The sequence below is a fragment of the Rhizobium sp. BT-226 genome, assembly GCF_025847085.2.
Taxonomy (GTDB): Bacteria; Pseudomonadota; Alphaproteobacteria; order Rhizobiales; family Rhizobiaceae; genus Rhizobium; species Rhizobium sophorae.
On the sequence record NZ_JAOYTI010000001.1, the window covers coordinates 560,257 to 581,520 of the forward strand.

A 21,264-nucleotide genomic window follows, 5' to 3' on the forward strand; every position below is an offset into this window, starting at 1 on the left:
CTCCCCGTTCGTGGCGACAATATTGCAGTTACATATCAGATTTCCGACAGCGCCGGGTTCGGCGCTGTCGGATACCGGCCATTTGTTCAGGCCGCCTTGGCTTTTTTTGCTTCGGCCTTGCGACGAATGTCGGGCGGTGTCGCTTCGAGGGTAAGGCTCTCGACGGCGGCGTCGAGCCCCATCGAAACCTGGTCCTGGCTGCCGAGGCGGCGGATATTGACCGTGCGCTCCTCGGCTTCCTTCCTGCCGCAGACGATTATGACAGGAACCTTGGTGACCGAATGCTCGCGGATCTTGTAGTTGATCTTCTCGTTGCGGAAGTCGGTCTCGACGTTGAGGCCGGCCTCGCGCAGCGCCTCGGCCACCTCAAGCCCGTAGGCGTCGGCTTCCGAGGTGATCGTTGCGACCACCACCTGCAGCGGCGATACCCAGAGCGGCATATGGCCGGCGAAGTTCTCGATCAGGATGCCGAGGAAACGCTCCATCGAGCCGCAGATGGCGCGGTGGATCATCACCGGCTGCGTCTTTTCCGAGTTGCTGTCGATATAGAAGGCGCCGAAGCGTTCCGGCAGGTTGAAGTCGACCTGCGTCGTCCCGCACTGCCATTCGCGGCCGATCGCATCCTTCAGCGTATATTCGAACTTCGGACCGTAGAAGGCGCCCTCGCCCGGCACGATGCCGGTCTTGATATTGTTGGACTGCTGCTGGATCGTCTCCAGCACGCCCATCATCACGCTTTCGGCGCGGTCCCAGAGCTCGTCCGAACCGACGCGCTTGTCCGGCCGGGTCGAGAGCTTGATGGTGACTTCGTCGAAGCCGAAATCCTTGTAGACCGAAAGGATCAGCTCGTTGATCTTCAGGCATTCGGCGGCCATCTGCTCGTCGGTGCAGAAGATATGCGCGTCGTCCTGCGTGAAGCCGCGCACGCGCATCAGCCCGTGCAGCGCGCCCGACGGCTCATAGCGGTGGACATTGCCGAATTCGGCCAGCCGGATCGGCAGCTCGCGGTAGGATTTCAGCCCGTGCTTGAAGATCTGGATATGGCCCGGGCAGTTCATCGGCTTCAGCGCGAAGACGCGGTCGTCATCGGTGTCGTCGCCGGCAACCGTCACCTTGAACATGTTGTCGCGATACCAGCCCCAGTGACCGGAGGTTTCCCACAGCGACTTGTCGAGCACCTGCGGCGCATTGACTTCCTGATAGTCGTCGGCAAGCCGGCGGCGCATATAGGCAACCAGCGTCTGGAATACGCGCCAGCCCTTGCCGTGCCAGAAGACGACACCAGGACCTTCTTCCTGGAAGTGGAAGAGATCCATCTCGCGGCCGAGGCGGCGGTGATCGCGCTTTTCGGCTTCAGCAAGCATATGCAGGTAGTTGTCGAGTTCCGACTGCTCGGCGAAGGCCGTGCCGTAGATGCGGCTCAGCATCGGATTGTTGCTGTCGCCGCGCCAATAGGCGCCAGCCACCTTCAAGAGCTTGAAGGCGCTGCCGATCTGGCCGGTCGAGGCCATGTGCGGACCGCGGCAGAGGTCAAACCAATCGCCCTGGTAATAGATCTTGAGATCCTGCCCTTCCGGGATCGCATCGACGAGTTCGACCTTGTACTGCTCGCCCTTGTCGGCGAAGACCTGTTTCGCCTTCTCGCGCGACCAGACCTGCTTGGTGAAGGCGGCGTTGCGGGCGATGATCTCCTTCATCTTCTTTTCGATTTTCGGCAGATCATCGAGTGTGAAGGGCTCGTTCTTGGCGAAGTCGTAATAGAAGCCGTTTTCGATGACCGGGCCGATCGTCACCTGGGTGCCGGGCCAGAGCTCCTGCACTGCTTCGGCCATGACATGCGCCGCGTCATGGCGGATGAGTTCCAGCGCGCGGTCGTCATTGCGGGTGATGATCTCGATCCTGCCGGTCGTCACGGGATCGGAAAGGTCGCGCACGGTACCGTCGATCGCAACGGCGACCGCCTTCTTGGCAAGCGACTTGGAAATGGATTCGGCCACATCCCGGCCGGTTGCGCCGGCATCATAGCCGCGCACGGAACCATCGGGAAATGTCAGGGAAATAGCTTGGGACATCGAAATTCTCCTTGTCCAGTCCCGCCAACGAATGCGGGTGGTTGACACGAACGCGCCTCCGCGGAGCTGAATGCGCAGCCGCCTGATAGCCAGATTTGCTGTCTGAGTAAAGAAAAAGCGGGGTTATATAATCATTTCAGTCAGCCCGCGCACGGTGTTCCAGTTGCGCATCGTACCGACGCCGAGCCGCTTGGTCGTCAGCGCCGAAAGCAGCTTGGATTGGCTTGGCTTGCCGGCGAAATCGATCCAGAGATCGCCGCCGACGACGGCGATGCGCTGTCCCTCCGTCATCAGCGGTTTCAGTGCCTCCACCTTCTTGGGATCGACCGGCAGACGCATCACCCGGACGATGACCTGGTCGCCATTGCCGTCCTTGAAGGGATTGGTGCTGCAAAGCGCCATCCAGGTGCAGTCGCTGCGCACGATGATATCGACATGTTTGCCGAACTTTTCTTCAAAACCCTCTTCCAGCTGGGTCTCGACTTCGTGCGGCCGCATCTCGTCGGCCTCGAAGACAAGATTGCCTGTGGAAACCAGCGTGCGCGGCTCGCGATAACCGAGTTCTTTGGCAAGTGCGCGCAAATCCTGCATGATGACGCGGCGGTCGGGCGTCAGCACAATGCTGTGCAGAAGGGCGATGAAGGTGCTCATGGCTGCCAGAACTCCTCCGCTCCACCGGGCAAGGTCCTCAGCACTCTGTCGAATGCGGCGGCGTCGACATGTTTGCGAACGGCCATCGCCACGTCTCGGATGACGGTGTCAGGGGCAAAATTATGGTCACCGCGTAGTGACTGCACCTCCCGCGTCATCGCCACACGATCCACGAAAGACCGTTTGGCCTCGTCGGGATTCCAGTCGGCGACAAAGATCGCGCGCAGCACAGGCGGCAGCACATCGGCAAACCGGAGCGCGTCTGCGACATCGAGGCGGCGGCGGAACGTCTGAAAGACCCCTTGGGTCATCGTGTAGACCACGTTTCGGCTGTCGATCAGCGTATCGGCTCTCAGATCATCGAGATAACCGTCGAAGTCTTCCGATGCACGCCTGTATTCGCCGGGCATCGTCATGGCCATCAGCCTCTCTTGCGTCCGAGGGCGAAATAGCGCCAAGGGGTCCACCAGCGGAAGCCGTCGCCGAGCATCTCCGGCACCTGGTCGAGGCCGCTGGTGCCGCCCGGGCCGCAGCGGCCGACGCGAAACAATGTCATCCAGCCGCCGGCCCAAAGGCCGTGACGGGCGATCGACTCGTAGCCATATTCGGAGCAGGTCGGGATATGGCGGCAGGAATTGCCGACAAAGCCGGAAAGCGTCAGCTGGTAGAGGCGGATCAGCCCCATGCCGAGCAGGCGGTCGGGCGTCTTGCGGAACGGACCGGTATAGTTTCGGGAGGTGCGTGCGGCCTTTTCGCGCGGCTTTACTGATCCGGCGGCGCCACCGTCGTCCTCATCGTCAGTCTGCTGGGCGCAGAACTCGCACATCTCCGTTACGCCTCGACAACTTCCGCCCGTTTCGCTTCGATCTGCCCGATCGCGTCGACGACGGCATCGAAGGTCAGCATCGTCGAGGCATGGCGGGCCTTGTAGTCCCGCACCGGCAACAGATAGCGCATGTCTTCGAACCGTCCATGAGGCCCCGCCCCGTCCGCCTTCAACATGGCGAGCATGTCCTGGCGGGCCTGACGCAGTTCGTCCGACGTGGCGCCGACGACGTGGCGCGCCATGATCGAGGACGAGGCCTGGCCGAGCGCGCAGGCCTTCACGTCATGAGCAAAGCCGGTCACGGTGTCGCCATCCATCTTCAGCCAGATCCGCACCTTCGAGCCGCAGAGTTTGGAATGGGCCTGGGCACTCGCATCGGCATCATCAAGCATGCCGGTCAACGGAATATTGCCGGCGAATTCGAGGATTTTGCTGTTGTAGATATCGTCCATGCTGGATTTCCGCTCCAAAATCGCTGCGGATCGGCCTCTCTAGGGGCGTCATTGTCGTCAAAACAAAAAACACACCGTGTCGTGTGAGGATACTTACATACGATGGCCGTCTTCCTATATGTATGTCGTTCGAAGGCCATGAAAATGCAATGGCCTGGTGTAAGTTTGATTGGGAAACCGTGCCGGACGGGTGAACTTGCCCTGAAAGCCCCGGAGCCTGCCAAAGGTGCATGAATTCCCGCATGGGATTGACCAGTGGCGATTCCGACAGATGGGTCCGCGGTGCGGACCAGGAGACCATTGTTCATGGACGCCATCGTAAAGAATTTTCCGCAGACGAACCGCGACTCGGATCGCCCCTCCCAGCAGGAGGCGGAGGAAGCCGTTCGCGTCCTGCTGCGCTGGGCCGGTGACGACCCGACGCGTGAAGGCCTGCTCGAAACGCCGGCCCGCGTCGTCAAATCGTACCGCGAGCTTTTTTCCGGTTACGACATGGCGGCGGAAGACGTGCTCGGCCGCACATTCGAGGAGGTCGCCGGTTACGACGACATGGTCCTCGTCAAGGATATTCCGTTCTACTCACATTGCGAACACCACATGGTGCCGATCATCGGCAAGGCCCACGTCGCCTACATGCCGGACGGACGTGTGCTCGGCCTGTCGAAGATTGCCCGTGTCGTCGAGATCTATGGCCGCCGCCTGCAGACCCAGGAAACGATGACCGCGCAGATCGCCCGGGCCATCGACGATACGCTTAATCCGCGCGGTGTCGCCGTGTTGATCGAGGCCGAACATATGTGCATGGCGATGCGCGGCGTTCAGAAGCAGGGCTCGACCACGTTGACGACGACGTTTACGGGAACGTTCAAGACCGAGCCGGCCGATCAGGCCCGCTTCATGACCATGGTGCGGAGCCGCTGATACCGGCTCCCTCAGGAGGGCCGCGATGAGTCAACTGATCTTCAATCAACCATCCGAGGACAAGTCGGCGTTGGAAGACGCCGGTGATTTCACGCCGCGTTTCGACGACCGTGGCCTGATCACCGCGATCGTCACCGACGCCGGTGACGGCGAGTTGCTGATGGTGGCGCATATGAACGCCCAGGCGCTGGCGCTGACCATCCAGACCGGCACGGCGCACTATTTCAGCCGTTCGCGCGGCAAGCTCTGGAAGAAGGGCGAGACCTCGGGCAATCTCCAGACGGTGAAGGAAATCCGCACCGATTGCGATCAGGACGCCATCTGGCTGAAGGTCGAGGTCGCCGGCCACGACGCCACCTGTCACACCGGCCGCCGCTCCTGCTTCTACCGGACGATCACGCTGCGGGACGGAAAGCCGATGCTGGATATCGTTGACGACGAGCTTCATTTCGATCCGCAGGACGTCTACGAGAAATAGCCCCGAATTCTCCGACATTTGCTCCTTATTGCGCCAGAAACCGCTTCTATATACCATTTGGAAACTGATCGGGCACACTATCGAAAATCAAGTGTTCTGCTGGGAGGGGAGAGCGCCATGCTGAGCTGGAGTCTGCATCGTCAAAGCTCTGAAGGCGAGGGTTCCGGTTCCGGCATGTCGACCACGCTCGAGATGCTCCCGCCTCCCGCGCCTCAAAAGAAAATCAAGATCGCGCTGGCACTCGGCGGCGGCGCTGCCCGCGGCTGGGCCCATATCGGCGTGCTGCGCGCCCTCGACGAGGCAAAGGTCGAGATCGGCATGATTGCCGGCACCTCGATCGGCGCGCTGGTCGGCGGCTGCTATCTCGCCGGCAAGCTCGATGAACTCGAAAGTTTCGCGCGCTCGCTGACGATGCGCCGCATCGCAAGTCTCCTCGATCTTACGATTGGCGGCAGCGGCCTCTTTGGCGGCATGCGGCTGACCAAGCGTATGCAGGAACATCTCGAAGGCCTGAACGTCGAGGATCTCGACCGGCCGTTCGTCGCGGTCGCGGCCGAGGTCAATACCGGCCATGAGGTCTGGATTGCCAATGGTTCGCTGATTACGGCGCTGCGCGCCTCCTATGCCCTGCCCGGCATTTTCGAGCCGGTGCGCAGCAATCACCGCACGCTGGTCGACGGGGCGCTGGTCAATCCCGTCCCCGTCTCCGTCTGCCGCGCCTATGAGCAGCCGCTCGTGGTCGCCGTCAATCTCAATTACGATCTCTACGGCCGCTCGGCCGTCGTCCGGCACAACGCCAGCCTGTCGGCCCAGGAAGTGCAGAAACAGGAAGAGGCGCCCTATGCGCGCCTCGGCATGACCGGCGTCATGGTGCAGGCCTTCAACATCATCCAGGACCGGATCGCCCGCGCCCGCCTTGCCGGCGACCCGCCGGACATTTCGCTGCAGCCGCGTCTCAGCTATATCGGCCTTTCCGAATTCCACCGGGCGGGCGAAGCGATCGAACGCGGCTACGAGGAAGCCAGAGCCCGGCTCCCCGAGATCCAACGCATGCAGGAAGTCTACGCCAACCATCCCTAGAAGTTTAATTCCAGATTTTAGCCAGCAATTCCCGGAGCAAGTCTCGCTCCGACGGCGACAGATTTGCCAGGACACGTTCTTCGTGACTGAAAACGATGTCGTGCCAAGTTTCCAGAGCCTCATATCCCGCGTCGGTTAGATACAGGCGTTGAACGCGCTTATCCCTCTCGTCGTCGACCCGGCTAATGTATCCGGGGCCTGAAAGCTCATCCAGGAGCGGTACGATGTTTGCACGCTGCAGCCCCAGCATCCGGCAGATCTCCGCCGACGTTATCCCGGGCTGCTCATTGATAATGCAGGCAACGCTGAAGCCGCTTGGTCGTTGTCCAACCGTTGCGAGAGCATTGGTGATGTCCTGCATGTTGAGAGCCGAAGCGCGCCTCAAATGGTAGCCGACATAGTCTTCCAACTGCTGCGGTAGTTGTCCTTTTGTCGCCTTCGTCTTGCTCTTTGTAGGTCCCATTCAACTAAATCCGCCTTGTCACTTGCAATTTCAATATTGCTATGTCATATAGCAATTATCGCTGCGGTAAACCACCAACGCGATCGGATGAATAGCATGACTGCTATGACGATATCACTCTGTATTGCCGTGCCAACTGCATCGCCCGACGCAGCCGAAAACCCGACGAAGCTATTCTGTCAGGGCAGCTGTGACGCGGGCATTTGGAATACAAGCTGAGATCTGCTGCCTCGGATTAGGCAGGTCTTCTGCGAATTAGACACCTTATTCGGACACAGGAGAAGAGAATGCGCTTGGCTGATGATCCAGTCGCCTTCGACGTCGTCGATAATATTGCGTGGGTGCGGTTCAATCGCCCCGAAAAGCGCAACTGCATGAACCCCTCGCTCAACCGTCGCATGATGGAAGTCCTCGAGGAGCTTGAATATCGCGACGACGTCGGTGTGCTCGTGCTCTCCGGCGAGGGAACGGCCTGGTCGGCCGGAATGGATCTCAAGGAATACTTCCGCGAAAGCGAGGAAAAAGGCCTTGGGGCCGTGCGGAAATCTCAGCAGGAGGCCTATGGCTGGTGGCGCCGGCTGCGGTGGTATCAGAAGCCGACGATCGCCATGGTCAATGGCTGGTGTTTCGGTGGGGGTTACGGGCCGCTCTTCTCCTGCGATCTCGCCTTTGCCGCGGATGAAGCTCAGTTCGCCCTGTCGGAGATCAACTGGGGAATCTTGCCCGGCGGCGGTGCAACGAAAGTGGTCGCCGATCTCCTTTCGATGCGGGACGCCATGTATCACGCTCTGACCGGCGAGTTGATCGACGGCAAAAAGGCTGCCGAATGGAAACTCGTCAACGAGAGCGTTCCGCTTGCCGAGTTGAGAACCCGTGTAAAGCAGGTTGCAGACGTGTTGCTGAGCAAAAATCCGGTTGCCCTGAAGGCCACCAAGGATGCGCTTCGCCGTGTCGCCGAGATGACCTACGACAGCGCCGAGGACTATCTGGTGCGGGCGCAGGAGGCGGCGAACTATTTCGACAATGAAGGCCGCAAGGAAGGCATTCACCAGTTCATCGATGAGAAGACCTACAAACCTGGGCTGGGCGCCTATGACAAGACGCGGCAAGCATCCTGATCGCTGCCGCTGAGCATATCCCGCGCCGGGGAAAGCGCTGGGATGGGAGGAGAACCTATGACGGAGTGGAAAGCACCGGACCCGGTACGTCTGCACGCCAGTTTGCGCCCGGGCGCCCTCGCCTGCGTCGATTTATCGAGCGGGCGTCGCTGGACCTACGCGGAGTTGAATGACGCGGTCAACCGAGCCGCCTTCGTGCTGTCGGACATCTATCAGGTCGCACGTGGCGAGCGTATCGCGGCGGTCGCCAGGAACAGCGCCGATTTCATCATTCTTCAGCAGGCGGCGATGCGCCTTGGCGTCATCTTCGTGCCGATCAATTGGCGCCTTTCGATGACGGAGCAAGAGCAGATCCTGCTCGATTGCAAACCTTCGTTTGTTTTTGGCGATGCGGTCTCGCAGGTGTCGATAAAGGGCGCACGCACGCTCGCAACGGCTGACTTCGTCACTGCGGTTGCGCAAGCGAAACCGAAGGCGGCCCGGCCGACGATCTCTGCCGATTCTCCCGCAGTTCTACTCTATACGTCAGGAACCTCAGGGCGCCCGAAAGGCGTGATGCTGTCGGCCCGAAATATGTTCGCGACAGCGGTCAATTTCGGTGTCCTCGGCGAGGTCTCTCAGGAGAGCGTCTTTCTCTGCGACACGCCGATGTTTCATGTCATTGGACTGGTCACGAGCATACAGGCGCCCTTCCTGCAAGGCGCCACCGTCCTGATCTCCGGAGGGTTCGACCCCGTCGCGACCAATGATCGCCTGGCGGACGCGGCATTCGCAGTGACCCATTATTTCTGCGTCCCGCAAATGGCCGACGCGCTGCGAAAGGCGGAGAATTTTCATCCGGAGCAATGGGCGAGCCTCAAGGCGCTGTTTACCGGCGGCGCGCCCAATCCTCCGGCAAATATCCGCTGGTGGCTCGACCGGAATGTCCTGATGGTCGATGGCTACGGCATGAGCGAGGCCGGCACTTTGCTCGGGATGCCGCTGGATCGGGCCATCATTGCGGAGAAGGCCGGATCGGTCGGATTGCCGCCGCCGGACATGTCACTTCGGATCGTCGCGGACAACGGTCTCAATGCCGAGGCCGGCGAAGTCGGTGAAGTTCTCGTCTGCGGTCCAAACGTCAGCGCGGGCTATTGGGCGTGCCCGGACGAAAACGCCCGCGCCTTCACGGATGATGGCTGGCTGAAGACCGGCGATCTCGCTAAGGCGGATGCCGACGGCTACGTGACGGTCGTCGATCGCCGCAAAGACCTCTTCATATCAGGTGGCGAGAACGTCTATCCCGCCGAGGTCGAAGCGGCCCTGATGGAACACCCCGGCGTCAAGGAGGCAGCGGTCGTCGGCATTCCCGATGAACGCTGGGGCGAAGTCGGGTGCGCCTATATCGTCCTCCACGATGGTGCGATTGCATCCGCAGTCGATCTCGCCGCCCACTGTTCCGCATTGATCGCCCGGTTCAAGGTGCCGAAGGAATTTGTTCTGATCGATGCGCTTCCGCGCAACGGCGCAGGCAAGATCCTGAAACGTGAATTGCGGCGGCTGGCGCTCGGGAAAGACCCGGAACCGGATCGGATCGGCGATATCCCGCATGCCCGGCACGCGAGTGCGAAGCCGGAAGAGCTGGCCGCGCAACGTTAACGGAATACGAAACTGTCGTTCGACTTTGGCTGAACCGGGCTGTTCAGACAGGGATCACTCATGCCCGGTTGGTATTTTCTCAGGGAGGATAAAATGGGAAAATCTGCGCGTGGAATAAGTCTCCAAACCAGCGGCTACAAGGTGCTGATACTGTGTTTTTGCGCCGCGATGATCGAAGGTTTCGATATCCAGGCCGCAGGTGTTGCCGCGCCGAAACTCGCGCCTGCGCTTGGCCTTGCACCGGGTCAGATGGCCCTCTTCTTCTCTTCCGCCACGTTTGGGCTGATCTTCGGCGCCATTGTCGGCGGGCGAATTGCCGATCGATTTGGCAGACGAACCGGGCTGATATTGTCGCTCCTGACGTTTGGCCTGTTCTCTTTGGGCACCGCTCTGGTCGGCTCTTTTTCCGCTCTGGTCCTTATGCGCTTCCTCACAGGTGTGGGCCTGGGTGGAGCGCTCCCAAATCTTGTGGCAATCGCGGCCGAGGCGCTCTCACGCGAACGGCGCGGCACGGCCGTCGGGCTGATGTACGCCGGCATTCCGATCGGCGGCGCGATCGCGAGTGCGGTCTCGATCCTCGGACTGCATGACAGCTGGGAATCGATCTTCGTCATAGGCGGCATTTTACCCGTTGCGCTCGTGCCCGTACTCTTGTTGTCGCTGCCGGACCTGAAAGTCGCGCGGGACCATGGCGACGAGGCAAATATCAGCGCCACGTTCAGATCCATTTTCGGTCCTTCGAGCTGGCAGACGACGCTGCTTCTGTGGCTTGGCTTCTTCTTCTCGCTCCTCGTTCTCTATCTCCTGCTGAACTGGCTGCCGGCATTGATGGTCGCCAAGGGCTTCAGCAAATATGACGCCGGAATAGTCCAGATCGTCTTCAACATCGGCGGCGCGGCCGGAAGCCTGATGGTCGGCAATGCGCTCGACGGCATTCATCGCCGCCGCGCGGTCATTCTCAGCTACGGCCTGCTTGTCGCCGCACTGTTCGGTGTCGCCCTGCTGCCGAACAACCTTGCCTTGGCTATCGTCTCGGGCGTGCTTCTCGGGGGTACGATCATCGGCGTACAGGCAATCCTCTACGGTCTCGCGCCGCAAAGCTATACGCAGGAAGTGCGCGGCACGGCGGTGGGATTTGCGGTCGCGGCAGGCCGCCTTGGTTCCGTCGCCGGCCCGCTCCTTGCCGGCGCGCTCGTTGCCGGCGGAAAGTCCGCGACTGAAGTTCTGCTGGGCATCGTGCCGATCGCCATTCTCGGCGGCCTGGCCAGCCTGCTGCTTGTCCACCGCTTGGCTAAGGCGCAAAATGCTGGAAACCGCGATGCAGCGGCAGAATACGAAAGCACCGCCGTTTCGCAGACATCCGCTTGATCAGCAATTTCAATGTCGAACAGGAAGCTTCCATGAACATTCCCCTTCTCATCAATGGCGCGGATAGTCCCGCCGCAAGCGGCAGAACCTACGATCGTTTCGACCCCTTTACCGAACGGCTTGCAAGCCGCGCATCCGCCGCCGGACTTGAGGACGTCGCTGCTGCAGTTGAAGCCGCCTCAACTGCATTTGCGGCATGGTCAAAGACAGGCCCCACTCAGCGCCGCGCATTGCTGACGAAGGCGGCGGAGATCATGGAATCCAAGGCTGGAGAATTCACCAGATTGATGATGGAGGAAACCGGAGCCACCGCACCGTGGGCGGGCTTCAACGTCATGCTTGCCGCCAATATTCTGCGGGAGGCCGGCGCGATGACAACCCAGATTGCCGGCGAAATCATTCCCTCCGACAAGCCCGGCGCGCTGGCCATGGGCGTTCGCCAAGCAGTCGGCGTTTGCCTGGCGATTGCCCCCTGGAACGCGCCCGTCATCCTGGCAACGCGCGCAATTGCAATGCCGATTGCCTGCGGCAACACCGTCGTCCTCAAGGCGTCCGAGCAATGCCCGGGCACACATCGGCTGATTGCCACGGCCATGACGGAGGCAGGCCTGCCGGCCGGCGTCATCAATGTCATCACCAATGCGCCCGAAAACGCGGCGGAGATCGTTGCAGCACTCGTCGCTCATCCGGCCGTAAGGCGGGTCAACTTCACCGGGTCGACCAAGGTCGGCAGGATCATCGCCAAACTTGCCGCCGAACACCTGAAACCCGCCCTGCTCGAACTCGGCGGCAAGGCGCCGCTCGTCGTTCTGGACGATGCCGACATCGACGGCGCGGTCAATGCCGCCGTTTTCGGCGCTTTCTTGCATCAGGGGCAGATCTGCATGTCGACGGAGCGCATCATCGTGCACCAGGCGATTGCCGATGAGTTCGCTGCCAAGCTTGCAGCGCGTGCGGCCCAATTGCCGGCCGGCGATCCCCGGGGACACGTAGTCCTCGGCTCGCTCATCAGTCTCGACGCCGCCAAGAAGATGGAAGCACTGATATCAGACGCCGAGGCCAAGGGCGCAAAGCTCGTCGCGGGCGGCAAGCGCACCGGCACCGTCGTCGAGGCGACGCTGCTCGATCACGTCACCCGCGAGATGCGGATCTATTCCGAGGAATCCTTCGGGCCAGTTAAGCCGATCATCCGAGTGGCCGACGAAGAGGAGGCAATCCGGGTGGCAAACGACACCGAGTATGGTTTGTCCGCCGCGGTCTTCAGCCGCAATGTCCAAAGGGCGATGGCCGTTGCGGCCCGCATAGAGTCGGGCATCTGCCATATCAACGGGCCGACCGTTCACGACGAGGCGCAGATGCCCTTCGGTGGTGTGAAGGGGAGCGGCTACGGACGCTTCGGAGGGAAAGCCGCGATCGCGGAGTTCACCGATCTACGCTGGATAACCATTGAGGACGCTGCCCAGCACTATCCGTTCTAACAGAACGAGGTGCCTACAACTCAGAGCCGAGCCGACGCAGATCGCACAGACATTTCCGCGCGCGATCTGCCAGCCGACGTCGTCATGGCATGGCCGATAAAGCCTGCGACAGCACCTGGCTTCGCAAGGCTATTGCCGACAAAAGCCCAAGCGGCGAAAACCTCAGCCGGCGATATAGGCCTTGATTTCCTCGGCCTCACGCTCGACTTCGGCGATGCGCGATTTCACCACGTCGCCGATCGAAATGATGCCGGCAAGCTTGCCGTTGCTTTCCACCGGCACGTGACGGAAGCGGCGGCTGGTCATCAGCTCCATCAGCTCGTTGACGGTCGTCTCCTCATGGCAGCGGTAGACCTTCGCGGTCATGACCTGGGCCAGCGGCTGGTCGAGGCCTTCCTTGCCGTGTTTGGCGATCGCATGCACGAGATCGCGCTCGGTGAACATCCCCGAAATCCGATTCTCCATGCCGACGACGACGATGGCGCCGATCTTCTTCTTACTGAGGATGGCGGCCGCCTCGGCGACGGTGGTGCTCGGCGCGGCAGTGATAACGTCCCTGCCCTTCAGGTCGAGGATTGCTTTAACTGAACTGGTCATTCGAACCTCCTATGTCCGTGAAACACTTGTCACAGGCATCCGCGGCGGTTTCTCCCCCCAGCGCGGATAGGTCAATCGTGCACCGCCCGGCTCAGGATTGCAACATATCCTTCTCGGTTCCGTCAGGTTCCATCACCGGTGGGCGCGGCGCCCGGTCGAACAGCGAAAACAGCAAGAAGCCGAACACGAAACCGCCGATATGCGCGTCCCAGGCAATCGCCTGATCGCTGTCGCCGACGAGCGGGATGCCGACCGCAATCAGCGCGTTGCCGACCAGCCAGAGCAGCATGAAGATGATGACTGTGCGGCTCTTCAGCGCCTCGACGAAGGAAAGCCGAGGATTGAGATGCGCAGGCAGCATCGGCCGCCGTTCGGCCGGAAAGGCGAATCGGCAGGCGGCGCCCATCAGCCCGGAGATGACGCCCGACGCGCCGATCAGCAGCGACACGTCCCCCCAGTTCAGCACCGCGTGCAGGGCGGCGGAAGCGACGGCGGAAAAAATCCAGAAGAGCACGAAACGCAGCGTCCCGATGCGACGCACGACCGGCGCGCCGAAGGCCATCAGCCAGAAGGCGTTAAAGAGGATATGCTGGACGCTGCCGTGCAGCAGAGAATAGGTGACGGGCGTCCAGAACAGCTCCGGCCCCTGCTGCGACAGCGGAATCACATAGCGGGCGGGAACGAAGCCGAAGGTGAAGAACAGCCAGTTCAGCGCGTCATCGGACAGCAGGAGCTCCTGCACCGCATAGATGACGGCCAGCAGGCAAAGGCTGAAGAACAGCGCCGGCGGAAGGTTGAAGACCGGTTCGCGCGGTGGCCGTGCCGGCGGCTGGACCTGGGGAGGTTCGGGCGCCTTATGCGGCTCGGCCGACTGCTCATTCATCTGTGTTTTGCCTCGTTGAGGCCACAGCCATACAGGAGCGACTGTCAAAAAAAAAGCCGTCCGAAGTGCCGGACGGCGTGACCCTGAGCTCCAGGAAAAGACCTCGGCCCGGGCAGGTTGTGCTGAACTTCGAAAGTCGAAGCGCTGGCAGGACAGTCTCACGACGGGCATCGCATCTCAACCGAAACCATCTCTTAACCTTAACCGCCGCGATTTGGCATGAAACCCGCAAGGTAGAGCCTGTACGGGCAATGACTGCCCGAAAATGCTCCGGAATGGGACAGGTTGGTGTGAAATGCGGCTACAAACGACCATCGAGATTTTTGACTACTGGAACCGTATCCGCGGCGCTGCCGATGCGCCGCTGAAATCACAGGTCGACCCCTCCGCCGTCCCCCATCTTCTTCAAAGTCTCTTTATTCTGGAGACGCGCGAGGGCGGAGATATCTGCTTCCGGCTCGCGGGCACCCGCATCTGTGATCTCTTTGGGCGTGACCTGCGCGGCGAACGTTTTTCGTCTCTCTGGGCAAATGGTCAGTTCGCGGACATCGAACGCACTGCGATGGGCGTGATGGACCATGCCATGCCGGCCCTGTTCAACGCCACCGGCTACAGCACCGTTGGTCATCAGGCCTCCTTCGAGATTATCATGATGCCGCTGCGTTCGTCGGACGGCGCATGCGACCGGCTGCTCGGCGCGATCGCGCCGGCGGCGGCCGCGAGCTGGCTGGAGATCGTACCGCTCGAATTCCTGGCGCTCGACCGCAGCCGGCTGCTGCCCGGAAAATTCGACAAGCCAGCACCGGCCAAACTGCGCCCCATCAACAGGATCGTCGCTGGCAAAAGCACCCATTTCGGGCAGGTCATGCGCCGCATGGTGTCGCAGCTGCTGAGCGTGGAGGCGCGCTGACGGTCCCGTTTCGGCACATCGGGCATACTCGTTTTCCGCTATATGCGGACCGGGCAAAACAACCTTCTGTTAATGGATTGTGGGTAAAGATCGGTCTCTGCGATTTTCATGAAGAAGCCCTTTGATGCACTCGTTCCAGCCAGCTCAGACGCAACGACCTGCGCCGCGCCCTGAACAGGGCGTTTTCCAGCGCGTGCCCATCAATATGCAGGGCCGGCTGATGCTTGCGAACTACGAGGAATTCGAATGCATGGTGATCGACATGTCGCCTGGCGATATGTACGTCACCTGCCTCGGCCGGCCGCGCGCCAACGAACGCGTCGTCGCCTATATCGACCATCTCGGCCGCGTCGAAGGTTATGTCCAGACGATCGATGGCCGTGGCTTCACCATGTCGATCAACGCCACCGACCGGAAACGCGAGAAGCTCGCGGCCCAGCTCACCTGGCTTGCCAACAAGCATGAACTCGGCCTGCCCGAGGATCGCCGCCACGACCGTCTGACGCCACGCGACACGAAGACCGAGCTGACGCTTGAAGACGGCACGCGTTATTCCTGCCGCATCATGGACCTTTCGCTGTCGGGCGCTGCCGTCGACGTCGAGATGCGCCCGTCGATCGGAACGGCCGTGCGCCTCGGCAACATGCGTGGTCGCGTCGTGCGCCATTTCGTCGAAGGCGTGGCGATCGAATTCCTGTCGATCCAGTCCCGCGAGACGCTGCGCGAATTCCTTTAACAGCTGCGGAAAATGGCGCTGCCTTGCCGGGGATTCCGTGGCGGGGCGCAATGACGAACTTCCATCGAACGCGGTTGCCAGGTCCGGCGTGCGCCCGGTCAGGTCGTGTTGAAAAGCCGGCACTTCACGGCAAGAGCTTTGCAAGCGGCAACGAATCTGGCTTTGGAAAGCACGCGCGAAACCTGTCGCAAGTCGTTCCACCCAGTCGGTAGATAATATTATGAGTGGAACAAGCTGCGACACCGATCGGCACCCAATGAGGTTGGGGAAAAATGTGCAGTTTTTTGGCCTCGCGAATGCCTCGCCCGTCATCCCTTCGTCACGGATATAATGGATAAGGCCCCGCCTCGATTGCAGGTGCGCCCATGTCAGATATTTATCCCGAAATCGAACCCTATGATCATGGTCAGCTCGATACGGGCGACGGCAATCTGATCTATTGGGAGGCCTGCGGCAATCCGGCGGGTCGGCCGGCGCTGGTGCTGCATGGCGGCCCTGGTTCCGGCTGTTCGACCGCGGTGCGACGCTACTTCGATCCCGACGCCTATCGAATCATTTTGTTCGACCAGCGCAATTGCGGCCGCAGCCTGCCGAGTGCTGCCGATCCCGAAACCGATCTCTCGCTCAACACCACCTGGCATCTCGTTGCCGATATCGAGCGGCTGCGGTCCTGTCTCGGCATCGACAGCTGGCTGCTTTTTGGCAATTCCTGGGGTTCGACGCTGGCACTCGCCTATGCCGAAACCCATCCGGAGCGAGTTGCTGCGATCGTCATCGCAGGCGTGACCACGACAAGGCGCTCGGAAATCGACTGGCTCTATCGCGGCGTGGCGCCGCTCTTTCCGGAAGAATGGCACCGTTTCCGCCAGGCGGTTCCTCCTGGCAGGCAGGAACAGGACGAGGACATGGTTGCCGCCTACCATGGTCTCCTCAACGATCCGAATTCGGAGACGCGCTTCAAGGCGGCGCGTGACTGGCATGACTGGGAGGCGGCCTCGATCCTGCTCGCCGATCCCCAAGGCCGGCCGCGCCGCTGGGCCGACCCGGCCTATTTGCTGACGCGCGCCCGCATCATCACCCACTACTTCACCAACGGCGCCTGGCTGGAGGACGGCCAACTTTTGAAGAATGCCGCACGGCTCAGCGGCATCCCCGGTATCCTGCTGCAGGGAAGGTTCGACATTGAGGCGCCGCTCGTCACCGCTTGGGAACTCGCCCGCGCCTGGCCGCAAAGCGAGCTCAGCATCCTTGCGCATGCTGCCCATTCCACCGCAAATCCGGAAATGAGCGCAGCGATCGTCGCCGCCACCGATCGATTTCGCGATATCTAGCAAAAATAATTTTCCCGCCCACACCGGCGATCTGAAAGATATTCTGCTTTTGGGTCGGCCGACTCGGTCAATTCCGGCGGCATCGATGGCCAGGCCCACGTCGCTGCAGATCGCCTGCCGGCAGCCGGAATTTATCCGGCTCAACGAAAATCCTTAACATGACGACGGCAGCGCAACCTTTTTGCGGGCGAAAGCCTTGTTGTGTGGATTAAAATTTTAAGCGAATTCGCGACAAATCCGCATCGAATTTTATGCGCATTCGAATCTGTTTTTAGCCAAGCTTTATCGGTATTTGAATCAACTAAGCCTTTAATTCTATTGCGTAATTTTGCGTGAGATAAAAATGTCTGTGCCATTGTCACCTCAACTTACGGGGAGACGGCAATGACAACTACGAACATCCTGAAAGGCGGCCTTCTGGCCGGTGCCATCATGATGACAATGGCGGGTTCGGGACAGGCGATGCCCGCCAGCATGGCCCTTGCAGGCAATGCCAGCCCGCCGATCGGACACTACGAATTCTGCAAGGCTAATCCGACGGAATGTGTTGAAGTCGGCGGCGATGCCGGACCGGCGATCCTCACCGAAGATCGCTGGAAGGAAATTCTCAAGGTCAACTACACCGTCAATTCGGCAATCCAGCCGATGACGGATGAGCAGATCTACGGGGTCGAAGAGCGCTGGGCCTATCCGCGCACCGTCGGCGACTGCGAGGATTATGCCCTGCTGAAGCGCAAGATGCTGATCGATGACGGTTTCTCGCCGTCCGACACGCTGATCACCGTCGTGCTGCAGCCGAATGGCGAAGGCCATGCCGTGCTGACGGTTCGAACCGATCATGGCGACTTCATCCTCGACAATATGCGCAACAAGGTGCTGCTGTGGTCGGATACCGAATACACCTATCTAAAGCGCCAGTCCGCCGACGATCCGGCCCGCTGGTCGAAGCTTCAGGACGGCCGCGCTGTCGCGGTCGGTAGCGTCAAGTAAGCACAGCCTGCCGGCCATTGCCGGTTGCAGCTGCGGCCCGGTCAGTCCCCGCATCCCGTCCCCGACCGGCGCCCAAGAGCCGTTCCCGCTGTCCCGGGAACGGCTCGCCCCTTTTCAAGCCTTACCCATCAACATCTTAGCGAATTATTAACCTTGCCGGTCCGATCATGGTGATGAGATTCATCATCGGCACCGGCGGCTCATGTTCTTCCTGCGGCGGACCGAAACCCGAAGAACCGCCATGAGCCATGCCGCGCACAGCGCACCCGACGAGCAGCCGCTTCTTTCCATGGGGTTTCTCCTCCGCACGATGGCGGTGATTGCCGTTCTGGCGGTCCTGACTGTTGCCATCAGCATAGGCGGCCGCTGGTTCGGCCGGCATATCTCGCTCGCCGGCAACACCGACAGCACGGCTGAAATCAAGCTGGCCATCGGCCGCGACACCGTGAAATTCCCCGAGAATGCCATCCGCTTCCCGAGTCAAAGGCATGAAGGCGCCGCCGAGCGCGTCGATCTCTACCTCGCCTGGCCGGAAATGCAGGGTTACGGCCAGGAAAACCACCTACGATTCGACGATATCACCCAATCCTCCGGGCTGATCTTCCTGCAGATCACCCAGAGCACCATGTCGCGCGACATGTCCGGGCGGCTGGAGCCGATCTATTCGCATCTGCTCGAAGGAACTGCGGAGCCCTTCCGCGACGGGCTGACGCTGCACCGTCTTCGCGCCGATGCGGGTTACGGCGACGAGGTGCTGCTGACGGCGCCCGTCAAGGGCGGGCCGGATTACGTCGTGCGCTGCATATTGCCGTCAGCCCCGGATAAGGCGGCGGGCGGAGACTGTCAGCGCGATATCAAGGTCGGTCGGGATCTCAGCGTTCTCTACCGCTTCTCAAGCAGCCATCTCGACGATTGGGAACATATTGATGCCGCTATCCGCACCTTTGTAGACGCGCGTCTTGTGAACCGTTCTGCAACAAGTCCCTAAAATGCTCCACGAACGGCGAAATAAACGATTCATCATAAACGGATTGGTAACGCCCAACCGGTAATTTTAGAAGACGAGCTGTGCGGCGGGAGGTGTGCGGTTCCTGCCAAAATCTGAAGTGCCAAATATCTGAAATGCAAGCGAAGAGTGGAATAGTGTCAAGGTCAGTCTCCTCCGTATCATCGCCCCGATCCGGCAGTTTTTTCGCAAGGCTGCTGGCGATCCTTTCGGTGGCCGTCACGATCGTCATGGTCGATTCGGTGAATGCCGACGCGGAAGCGGCAAATCCGAAATATGCAGGCATCGTCGTCGACGCCAAGACCGGCAACGTTCTCTACAGTGAGAACGCCGACCGGCTGCAGTACCCCGCCTCCCTGACCAAGATGATGACCCTCTACATGACCTTCGAGGCATTGGAGCAGGGTCGCATCCGCCTCGATACGCCGGTTCCCTTCTCCGCCCATGCGGCAGCCCAGGCGCCGACCAAGCTCGGCGTGCGCGCCGGCGGTACGATCACCGTCGAACAAGGCATTCTCGGTCTCGTCACTCTGTCGGCCAATGATGCCGCAACCGCGCTCGGCGAAATGCTCGGCGGCGGCAGCGAGGATCGCTTCGCCCAGCTGATGACCGCCAAGGCGCATGCGCTCGGTATGACGCGCACCACCTATCGCAATGCGAACGGCCTGCCGAATACGGCGCAGATGACGACGGCGCGCGACCAGGCCCGCCTCGGCATCGCCCTTCGCCAGCATTTCCCGCAATATTACGGCTATTTCTCCACGCGCGCCTTCAAGTTCGGCAGCCGCACGATTCGCAGCCACAACCGCTTGGTCGGTTCAGTGCGCGGCGTCGACGGCATCAAGACCGGTTACACGCGGGCGGCCGGTTTCAATCTGGTAAGCTCGGTGCAGGTGGACGACAAGTCGATCGTCGGCGTCGTGATGGGTGGCGCATCGACGCCTGCCCGCGATGCCCAGATGCGCAATCTGATCGCCACCTATCTGCCGAAAGCATCGAGCCGTGGCGGTTCGTCGGCGCTAATCGCCCAGGCAGCCCCTGCCCCGGCGATGATCGTGACGCCGGCTCCGGTCCAGCCCCAGAAGGCTCAGCAAGTAGCGAAGACCATCACCGCAGCGCAGCCGCCCGTTTCGGCCGCCGCTGCCGATATCAGCCTGCCGCATAAAGGCCCGCTGCCGGATGCGCGCTATCAGGTCGCCGAGACCGAGGTCGCCTATGCCGAGGCCGCTGCACCGAAATCCGACAATCCGCTGGTAGCACAGCCGATGCCGGCGCCCACCAAGGTCAAGACCATGACCTTCAAGCAACAGGCAGCGGTCGCCGCACCAAAGCCGACGCCTGCATCTGTGCCGTCGGAACAGGGCGATACGTCGGTCGATAACGTCACAACCGCCTCGACCACTCCCTCCCCGACTCGCACTGCTTCAACCAGCAATGGCCCGGCAGGTTGGGTCGTGCAGGTCGGCATCTCGCCGAGCCGGCAGATGGCCATGGATCTCCTGGAGGGCGCCAAGAGCAAGGGCGGCAAGGCATTGGCCTCGGCAAAGCCTTTCGCGGTCGCCTACGCCGCTGGTGGTGACCAGCTTTACCGCGCCCGCTTCGGCGGCTTCGACGATCAGCGCGACGCCGTCAACGCCTGCAAGGCCTTGAAAAGGGCCGGCATCAAGTGCTGGGCGGCTGCCCAATGAGCTATTCGATGCTGCCTGCAAGATGGCCGGCGGCATCGGTGACGGCCGGAATCGGTGTTTGCGTTTCCGGCCACCGTTCTTGAACTCGATCAGTATTGCGTACGGGGAAAACAATGGCAATCAATGAGAATGTTCCGGGAATGCCTTCAGACCGCCGCACGGCAGCCAAGGGGCGCTCATCCCTGCATCCGCTGCACGAGGCGGCTTTGCGCCTCGCCGAAATCGGCCTGCAGAGGCCGAAGGCGAAGTCTCCGAAGACCCGGGACCTTATCAATCTGCTGCTGTGCCATGGTGCCCGCGCCTGGCGCTATTCCCAGCCCGAAGCCCGCATCCATCTGCATGTGACCTCGCCGGATGGCAGCGCGCCGGTGCAGCTGCGCCTGCGCTGAACTGCAGAGTGCCACGTGCCCAATCCGACGCGGCGTCACGTCCAATCCACGCATGAACCTTTCCGGAAATCAGCTCCGATTTTCGGTAAACGACCGGTAGAGCAGCTTTTGAGATCTGGCCCATCAACAGGACAGATGAAATATCTGCTTTGGAATGTGGAAAGATCATCAACCTCTTTTGCTGGTGGA

Annotated in this window: 22 protein-coding genes; 14 read left to right on the forward strand and 8 right to left on the reverse strand. The window is 61.0% G+C overall.

Annotated elements, in window-relative coordinates:
- Positions 1 to 86: 86 nt before the first annotated feature.
- The 5 genes from thrS to OIU37_RS02980 all read right to left on the reverse strand — a co-directional run bounded on the left by thrS (position 87) and on the right by OIU37_RS02980 (position 4,001).
- Entirely contained in the window at positions 87 to 2,072 is a 1,986-nt protein-coding gene (gene thrS, locus OIU37_RS02960) for a threonine--tRNA ligase (protein ID WP_168311344.1), read from the reverse strand.
- Positions 2,073 to 2,195: 123 nt separating this feature from the next.
- Positions 2,196 to 2,723 (reverse strand): DUF1697 domain-containing protein, encoded by a 528-nt coding sequence (locus OIU37_RS02965; protein WP_168311345.1) that lies wholly within the window; start codon positions 2,721 to 2,723, stop codon positions 2,196 to 2,198.
- Entirely contained in the window at positions 2,720 to 3,148 is a 429-nt protein-coding gene (locus tag OIU37_RS02970) for a DUF2267 domain-containing protein (RefSeq protein WP_264257443.1), read from the reverse strand. Before OIU37_RS02970 ends, OIU37_RS02965 begins: the two co-directional genes overlap by 4 nt.
- On the reverse strand, positions 3,145 to 3,549 hold the full coding sequence (gene yidD, locus OIU37_RS02975; protein WP_182210252.1) for a membrane protein insertion efficiency factor YidD: 405 nt from the start codon (positions 3,547 to 3,549) through the stop codon (positions 3,145 to 3,147). The genes OIU37_RS02970 and yidD overlap by 4 nt, the downstream gene beginning before the upstream one ends.
- A gap of 5 nt (positions 3,550 to 3,554) precedes the next feature.
- The gene (locus tag OIU37_RS02980; RefSeq protein ID WP_180695080.1) at positions 3,555 to 4,001 is read right to left on the reverse strand and encodes an iron-sulfur cluster assembly scaffold protein; all 447 of its coding nucleotides are present in this window, start codon (positions 3,999 to 4,001) and stop codon (positions 3,555 to 3,557) included.
- A gap of 306 nt (positions 4,002 to 4,307) precedes the next feature.
- Between OIU37_RS02980 and folE the strand changes: the two genes are divergently transcribed.
- The 3 genes from folE (at position 4,308) to OIU37_RS02995 (ending at position 6,480) form a co-directional block, all read left to right on the forward strand.
- Positions 4,308 to 4,922 carry a GTP cyclohydrolase I FolE gene (gene folE, locus OIU37_RS02985; protein WP_017960561.1) on the forward strand — a complete coding sequence of 205 codons (615 nt, stop codon included), beginning with the start codon at positions 4,308 to 4,310 and terminating at the stop codon, positions 4,920 to 4,922.
- A gap of 25 nt (positions 4,923 to 4,947) precedes the next feature.
- Entirely contained in the window at positions 4,948 to 5,400 is a 453-nt protein-coding gene (gene hisI / locus OIU37_RS02990; RefSeq protein WP_168317000.1) for a phosphoribosyl-AMP cyclohydrolase, read from the forward strand.
- 117 nt (positions 5,401 to 5,517) lie between these two features.
- Positions 5,518 to 6,480 carry a patatin-like phospholipase family protein gene (locus OIU37_RS02995; RefSeq protein ID WP_182210251.1) on the forward strand — a complete coding sequence of 321 codons (963 nt, stop codon included), beginning with the start codon at positions 5,518 to 5,520 and terminating at the stop codon, positions 6,478 to 6,480.
- Positions 6,481 to 6,484: 4 nt separating this feature from the next.
- On the opposite strand, the gene OIU37_RS03000 is transcribed toward OIU37_RS02995, so the two are convergent.
- Complete coding sequence (locus tag OIU37_RS03000) at positions 6,485 to 6,943, reverse strand: MarR family winged helix-turn-helix transcriptional regulator (protein ID WP_171602535.1); 459 nt, start codon at positions 6,941 to 6,943, stop codon at positions 6,485 to 6,487.
- Between the two features lie 287 nt (positions 6,944 to 7,230).
- Here OIU37_RS03000 and OIU37_RS03005 point away from each other — a divergent pair, with 287 nt between their 5' ends.
- The 4 genes from OIU37_RS03005 (at position 7,231) to OIU37_RS03020 (ending at position 12,545) form a co-directional block, all read left to right on the forward strand.
- A complete protein-coding gene (locus tag OIU37_RS03005; protein ID WP_171602536.1) occupies positions 7,231 to 8,061 on the forward strand; it encodes a p-hydroxycinnamoyl CoA hydratase/lyase in 831 nt (276 codons plus the stop codon).
- 57 nt (positions 8,062 to 8,118) lie between these two features.
- Positions 8,119 to 9,699 carry an AMP-binding protein gene (locus OIU37_RS03010; protein ID WP_264255557.1) on the forward strand — a complete coding sequence of 527 codons (1,581 nt, stop codon included), beginning with the start codon at positions 8,119 to 8,121 and terminating at the stop codon, positions 9,697 to 9,699.
- A gap of 93 nt (positions 9,700 to 9,792) precedes the next feature.
- The gene (gene mhpT / locus OIU37_RS03015; protein ID WP_182210248.1) at positions 9,793 to 11,067 is read left to right on the forward strand and encodes a 3-(3-hydroxy-phenyl)propionate transporter MhpT; all 1,275 of its coding nucleotides are present in this window, start codon (positions 9,793 to 9,795) and stop codon (positions 11,065 to 11,067) included.
- Positions 11,068 to 11,099: 32 nt separating this feature from the next.
- Entirely contained in the window at positions 11,100 to 12,545 is a 1,446-nt protein-coding gene (locus tag OIU37_RS03020; protein WP_182210247.1) for an aldehyde dehydrogenase, read from the forward strand.
- A 162-nt stretch (positions 12,546 to 12,707) separates the two neighbouring features.
- On the opposite strand, the gene OIU37_RS03025 is transcribed toward OIU37_RS03020, so the two are convergent.
- Together OIU37_RS03025 and OIU37_RS03030 are read right to left on the reverse strand one after the other, a co-directional pair.
- Positions 12,708 to 13,142, reverse strand: coding sequence for a CBS domain-containing protein (locus OIU37_RS03025; protein WP_003539882.1), 435 nt, complete (start codon positions 13,140 to 13,142; stop codon positions 12,708 to 12,710).
- A gap of 91 nt (positions 13,143 to 13,233) precedes the next feature.
- Positions 13,234 to 14,025, reverse strand: a complete 792-nt coding sequence (locus tag OIU37_RS03030) for a rhomboid family intramembrane serine protease (protein WP_180695076.1) — start codon at positions 14,023 to 14,025, stop codon at positions 13,234 to 13,236.
- Positions 14,026 to 14,290: 265 nt separating this feature from the next.
- Between OIU37_RS03030 and OIU37_RS03035 the strand changes: the two genes are divergently transcribed.
- The 7 genes from OIU37_RS03035 (at position 14,291) to OIU37_RS03065 (ending at position 21,075) form a co-directional block, all read left to right on the forward strand.
- Complete coding sequence (locus OIU37_RS03035) at positions 14,291 to 14,935, forward strand: PAS domain-containing protein (RefSeq protein WP_264255562.1); 645 nt, start codon at positions 14,291 to 14,293, stop codon at positions 14,933 to 14,935.
- A 124-nt stretch (positions 14,936 to 15,059) separates the two neighbouring features.
- Entirely contained in the window at positions 15,060 to 15,671 is a 612-nt protein-coding gene (locus tag OIU37_RS03040) for a PilZ domain-containing protein (protein ID WP_003539887.1), read from the forward strand.
- A gap of 365 nt (positions 15,672 to 16,036) precedes the next feature.
- On the forward strand, positions 16,037 to 17,002 hold the full coding sequence (pip, locus tag OIU37_RS03045; protein WP_264255569.1) for a prolyl aminopeptidase: 966 nt from the start codon (positions 16,037 to 16,039) through the stop codon (positions 17,000 to 17,002).
- Between the two features lie 384 nt (positions 17,003 to 17,386).
- A complete protein-coding gene (locus OIU37_RS03050; RefSeq protein WP_171602543.1) occupies positions 17,387 to 17,992 on the forward strand; it encodes a transglutaminase-like cysteine peptidase in 606 nt (201 codons plus the stop codon).
- 202 nt (positions 17,993 to 18,194) lie between these two features.
- Positions 18,195 to 18,980 carry a hypothetical protein gene (locus OIU37_RS03055; protein WP_264255572.1) on the forward strand — a complete coding sequence of 262 codons (786 nt, stop codon included), beginning with the start codon at positions 18,195 to 18,197 and terminating at the stop codon, positions 18,978 to 18,980.
- Between the two features lie 134 nt (positions 18,981 to 19,114).
- Positions 19,115 to 20,686, forward strand: a complete 1,572-nt coding sequence (locus OIU37_RS03060; RefSeq protein ID WP_264255574.1) for a serine hydrolase — start codon at positions 19,115 to 19,117, stop codon at positions 20,684 to 20,686.
- A gap of 113 nt (positions 20,687 to 20,799) precedes the next feature.
- Positions 20,800 to 21,075, forward strand: a complete 276-nt coding sequence (locus tag OIU37_RS03065) for a hypothetical protein (protein WP_131718531.1) — start codon at positions 20,800 to 20,802, stop codon at positions 21,073 to 21,075.
- The last annotated feature ends 189 nt before the right edge of the window (positions 21,076 to 21,264 follow it).

Coding starts and splice junctions, on each gene's coding strand:
- thrS (WP_168311344.1), bottom strand. CDS start 2,072: ATGTCCCAAGCTATTTCCCTGACATTTCCCGATGGTTCCGTGCGCGGC.
- OIU37_RS02965 (WP_168311345.1), bottom strand. CDS start 2,723: ATGAGCACCTTCATCGCCCTTCTGCACAGCATTGTGCTGACGCCCGAC.
- yidD (WP_182210252.1), bottom strand. CDS start 3,549: ATGTGCGAGTTCTGCGCCCAGCAGACTGACGATGAGGACGACGGTGGC.
- OIU37_RS02980 (WP_180695080.1), bottom strand. CDS start 4,001: ATGGACGATATCTACAACAGCAAAATCCTCGAATTCGCCGGCAATATT.
- folE (WP_017960561.1), top strand. CDS start 4,308: ATGGACGCCATCGTAAAGAATTTTCCGCAGACGAACCGCGACTCGGAT.
- hisI (WP_168317000.1), top strand. CDS start 4,948: ATGAGTCAACTGATCTTCAATCAACCATCCGAGGACAAGTCGGCGTTG.
- OIU37_RS02995 (WP_182210251.1), top strand. CDS start 5,518: ATGCTGAGCTGGAGTCTGCATCGTCAAAGCTCTGAAGGCGAGGGTTCC.
- OIU37_RS03000 (WP_171602535.1), bottom strand. CDS start 6,943: ATGGGACCTACAAAGAGCAAGACGAAGGCGACAAAAGGACAACTACCG.
- OIU37_RS03005 (WP_171602536.1), top strand. CDS start 7,231: ATGCGCTTGGCTGATGATCCAGTCGCCTTCGACGTCGTCGATAATATT.
- OIU37_RS03010 (WP_264255557.1), top strand. CDS start 8,119: ATGACGGAGTGGAAAGCACCGGACCCGGTACGTCTGCACGCCAGTTTG.
- mhpT (WP_182210248.1), top strand. CDS start 9,793: ATGGGAAAATCTGCGCGTGGAATAAGTCTCCAAACCAGCGGCTACAAG.
- OIU37_RS03020 (WP_182210247.1), top strand. CDS start 11,100: ATGAACATTCCCCTTCTCATCAATGGCGCGGATAGTCCCGCCGCAAGC.
- OIU37_RS03025 (WP_003539882.1), bottom strand. CDS start 13,142: ATGACCAGTTCAGTTAAAGCAATCCTCGACCTGAAGGGCAGGGACGTT.
- OIU37_RS03030 (WP_180695076.1), bottom strand. CDS start 14,025: ATGAATGAGCAGTCGGCCGAGCCGCATAAGGCGCCCGAACCTCCCCAG.
- OIU37_RS03035 (WP_264255562.1), top strand. CDS start 14,291: ATGCTCCGGAATGGGACAGGTTGGTGTGAAATGCGGCTACAAACGACC.
- OIU37_RS03040 (WP_003539887.1), top strand. CDS start 15,060: ATGCACTCGTTCCAGCCAGCTCAGACGCAACGACCTGCGCCGCGCCCT.
- pip (WP_264255569.1), top strand. CDS start 16,037: ATGTCAGATATTTATCCCGAAATCGAACCCTATGATCATGGTCAGCTC.
- OIU37_RS03050 (WP_171602543.1), top strand. CDS start 17,387: ATGACAACTACGAACATCCTGAAAGGCGGCCTTCTGGCCGGTGCCATC.
- OIU37_RS03055 (WP_264255572.1), top strand. CDS start 18,195: ATGTTCTTCCTGCGGCGGACCGAAACCCGAAGAACCGCCATGAGCCAT.
- OIU37_RS03060 (WP_264255574.1), top strand. CDS start 19,115: ATGCAAGCGAAGAGTGGAATAGTGTCAAGGTCAGTCTCCTCCGTATCA.
- OIU37_RS03065 (WP_131718531.1), top strand. CDS start 20,800: ATGGCAATCAATGAGAATGTTCCGGGAATGCCTTCAGACCGCCGCACG.